General features: G+C 72.4%; 2 protein-coding genes. One reads left to right on the plus strand and one right to left on the minus strand.

Annotated features, from left to right (window positions below; all coding sequences use genetic code 11):
* Positions 1-215: 215 nt before the first annotated feature.
* Positions 216-2903, plus strand: coding sequence for a preprotein translocase subunit SecA (gene secA / locus GTR00_RS17105; RefSeq protein WP_166612790.1), 2688 nt, complete (start codon positions 216-218; stop codon positions 2901-2903).
* 82 nt (positions 2904-2985) lie between these two features.
* On the opposite strand, the gene GTR00_RS17110 is transcribed toward secA, so the two are convergent.
* A partial coding sequence (locus tag GTR00_RS17110; protein WP_205706042.1) for an Rv3235 family protein occupies positions 2986-3462 on the minus strand: 477 nt, incomplete at its 5' end.

Raw genomic sequence — 3462 nt, forward strand, 5'->3', positions numbered from 1 at the left:
CGCCCGGGCCGGTGGCCGGGGCCGCGGCCGGGCCGGTGGTCGAGCCGGTGCCGGTGCGCGTGGTGCCCCCGCGCGACGTGCGGCGCCTGCTGGACCGTTCCGGCTGAGCCCGGCGCACCCCTCGGTGCGCGCTGCGTGAGTCTGCATTGACGCAGCGCGACGGGATCGGTCCGTCCGTGCACCGCCGACCGGCTCGCCGTCGGTAGACTGCTCGCGTGCCAGCCATCGTCGAGAAGGTCCTCCGCGCCGGCGAGGGCCGCGTCGTCAAGCGCCTCCAGCGCATCGCGGAGCAGGTCAACGCGATCGAGGACGACTTCACGTCCATGAGCGACGCCGAGCTGCGCGGCGAGACGGACCGCTTCAAGGAGCGCCTGGCCAAGGGCGAGTCGCTCGACGCCCTGCTGCCCGAGGCCTTCGCGGTGGTCCGCGAGGCCGCCCGGCGCACCCTGGGCCAGCGGCACTTCGACGTGCAGCTGATGGGCGGCGCCGCCCTGCACCAGGGCAACATCGCCGAGATGCGCACGGGCGAGGGCAAGACCCTCGTGGCCACGCTGCCGGCCTACCTCAACGCCCTGACCGGCAAGGGCGTGCACGTCGTCACCGTCAACGACTTCCTCGCCGAGTACCAGAGCGAGCTCATGGGGCGCGTCTACCGCTTCCTGGGCCTGAGCAGCTCCTGCATCCTGTCGCGCATGCGCCCGGAGGAGCGGCGCGAGGCCTACGCCGCGGACATCACCTACGGCACGAACAACGAGTTCGGCTTCGACTACCTGCGCGACAACATGGCGTGGAGCACCGCCGAGATGGTGCAGCGCGGCCACCACTTCGCGATCGTCGACGAGGTGGACTCCATCCTCATCGACGAGGCGCGCACCCCGCTGATCATCTCCGGCCCGGCCGACCACCCGACCAAGTGGTACGGCGAGTTCGCCAAGATCGCCCGGCAGCTGAAGGTGGACGTCGACTACGAGGTCGACGAGAAGAAGCGCACCATCGGCATCCTCGAGTCCGGCATCGAGAAGGTCGAGGACCTGCTCGGCATCGACAACCTCTACGAGAGCGTCAACACCCCGCTCATCGGCTTCCTCAACAACGCCGTCAAGGCCAAGGAGCTGTTCAAGCGCGACAAGGACTACGTCGTCTCCCCCAAGGGCGAGGTCCTCATCGTCGACGAGCACACCGGCCGCATCCTCGCCGGGCGCCGCTACAACGAGGGCATGCACCAGGCCATCGAGGCCAAGGAGGGCGTGCCCATCCAGAACGAGAACCAGACGCTGGCCACGATCACCCTGCAGAACTTCTTCCGCATGTACGACAAGCTCTCGGGCATGACGGGCACGGCCATGACCGAGGCCGCGGAGTTCCACCAGATCTACAAGCTCGGCGTCGTGTCCATCCCCACGAACCGCCCCGCGGTGCGCGTGGACCAGGCCGACCTCGTCTACAAGAACGAGCACGCCAAGTTCGCCGCCGTCGTGGAGGACATCGCCGAGCACCACGCCACCGGCCAGCCGGTCCTGGTGGGCACCACGAGCGTGGAGAAGAGCGAGTACCTCTCCGCCCTGCTGACCAAGGCGGGCGTGGAGCACACCGTCCTGAACGCCAAGCAGCACGAGCGCGAGGCCTCCATCGTTGCGCAGGCCGGGCGCAAGGGCGCGGTCACCGTCGCCACCAACATGGCCGGCCGCGGCACCGACATCATGCTGGGCGGCAACGCGGAGTTCCTGGCCGTGGCGGCCATGAAGGAGCGCGGCCTGGACCCGGACGAGTCGCCCGAGGAGTACGAGGCGGCCTGGCCGGACGTGCTCAAGCAGGCGCAGGAGTCCGTCAGGGCCGAGCACGACGAGGTCCGCGACCTCGGCGGCCTGTACGTGCTGGGCACCGAGCGGCACGAGTCGCGCCGCATCGACAACCAGCTGCGCGGGCGCTCGGGCCGCCAGGGCGACCCCGGGGAGTCCCGCTTCTACCTCTCCCTCACCGACGACCTGATGCGCCTGTTCAACGCGGCGCTCGTGGAGTCCTTCCTGACCCGCACGGGCATCCCGGAGGACGTCCCCATCGAGTCGAAGATGGTCTCGCGGGCCATCCAGAGCGCCCAGGGCCAGGTCGAGGGCCGCAACTTCGAGATCCGCAAGAACGTCCTGAAGTACGACGACGTCCTCAACCGCCAGCGCGAGGTCATCTACGCCGAGCGCCGCAAGGTGCTCGAGGGCGAGGACCTGCACGAGCAGATCCGCCACTTCATCGACGACACGGTCACCGCGTACGTCGTGCAGGCCACCGGCAAGGGCTTCGGCGAGGACTGGGACCTCGAGGGCCTGTGGGAGGCGCTGCGCAGCCTGTACCCGGTGTCGGTGACGCCCGAGGAGGTCGTGGAGGCAGCCGGCGGCCGCGGCAACCTCACCGTCGAGCGCCTGCTGGAGGAGATGCGCGCCGACGCGCAGGCCTGCTACGACGCCCGCGAGGAGCAGCTGGGCGCGCCGGTCCTGCGCGACCTGGAGCGCCGCGTGGTGCTCTCGGTGCTGGACCGCAAGTGGCGCGAGCACCTGTACGAGATGGACTACCTGCAGGAGGGCATCGGCCTGCGGGCGATGGCCCAGCGCGACCCGCTGGTGGAGTACCAGCGCGAGGGCTACCAGCTGTTCGTGGCGATGACCGACGCCATCAAGGAGGAGTCGGTCGGGTACCTGTTCTCCCTGCAGGTGCAGCCCGCCCCGCAGGCCGGCGCCCCGGCGGTGGCGCCCGGCTTCGAGCAGCCCGCCCCGCGCCAGCAGCTGCAGTACACGGCGCCCACCGCGGAGGGCGACGTGGAGGTCCACGCCGGTGACGCCTCCAGCACGGACGCCCCCGGCGGCAACCGCGCGCAGCGCCGCGCCGCCGAGCGCGAGCGCGGCGCCGACTGAGGCCCGCGCGCCGCACGACGACGGCCCGTCCCCGCTCCGGCGGGGACGGGCCGTCGTCGTGCGGCGCACCGCGCGCAGCGCGTCAGCCCACCTCGAGGGCGGTGACGCGCCAGCGCTCGTGCCGGCGCTCCACGCGCAGCGCCAGGGCGCGCACCCGCTCGCCGCAGCGCACGACCGCGCCGACCTCCACGGTGCCGGCGTCCAGGGGGCAGGGCAGCACCCGCAGCACGCGCGGGCGCGGACCGGGGGCGGCGCGCCCCCCGCGCAGGCGCGCGCCCAGCACCGCGCGCCGCTGCACGTCGGCGTAGACGTCCGCGGCGGACCAGCGCAGCAGCTGCTGGGGCGGGCGGTGACCGCTGAGCACCTCCAGCAGCACCACGAGGTAGCCCGTGGTCCACTCGCCCACCCCGGGCAGCTCGGTGCGCGGGCCGCGGCGCGGCAGGTCCAGCTCCAGCACGCCCTGGTCGGGGCTGAGGTGCGTCAGCACGCTCACCACGGCGCCCGGCTCGCCCACCAGGGGCGGGGCGGCCAGCGGCACAGGGTAGCGCCGCAGCCGGGC

The sequence above is a fragment of the Kineococcus indalonis genome, from assembly GCF_009906395.1.
Classification (GTDB): Bacteria; Actinomycetota; Actinomycetes; order Actinomycetales; family Kineococcaceae; genus Kineococcus; species Kineococcus indalonis.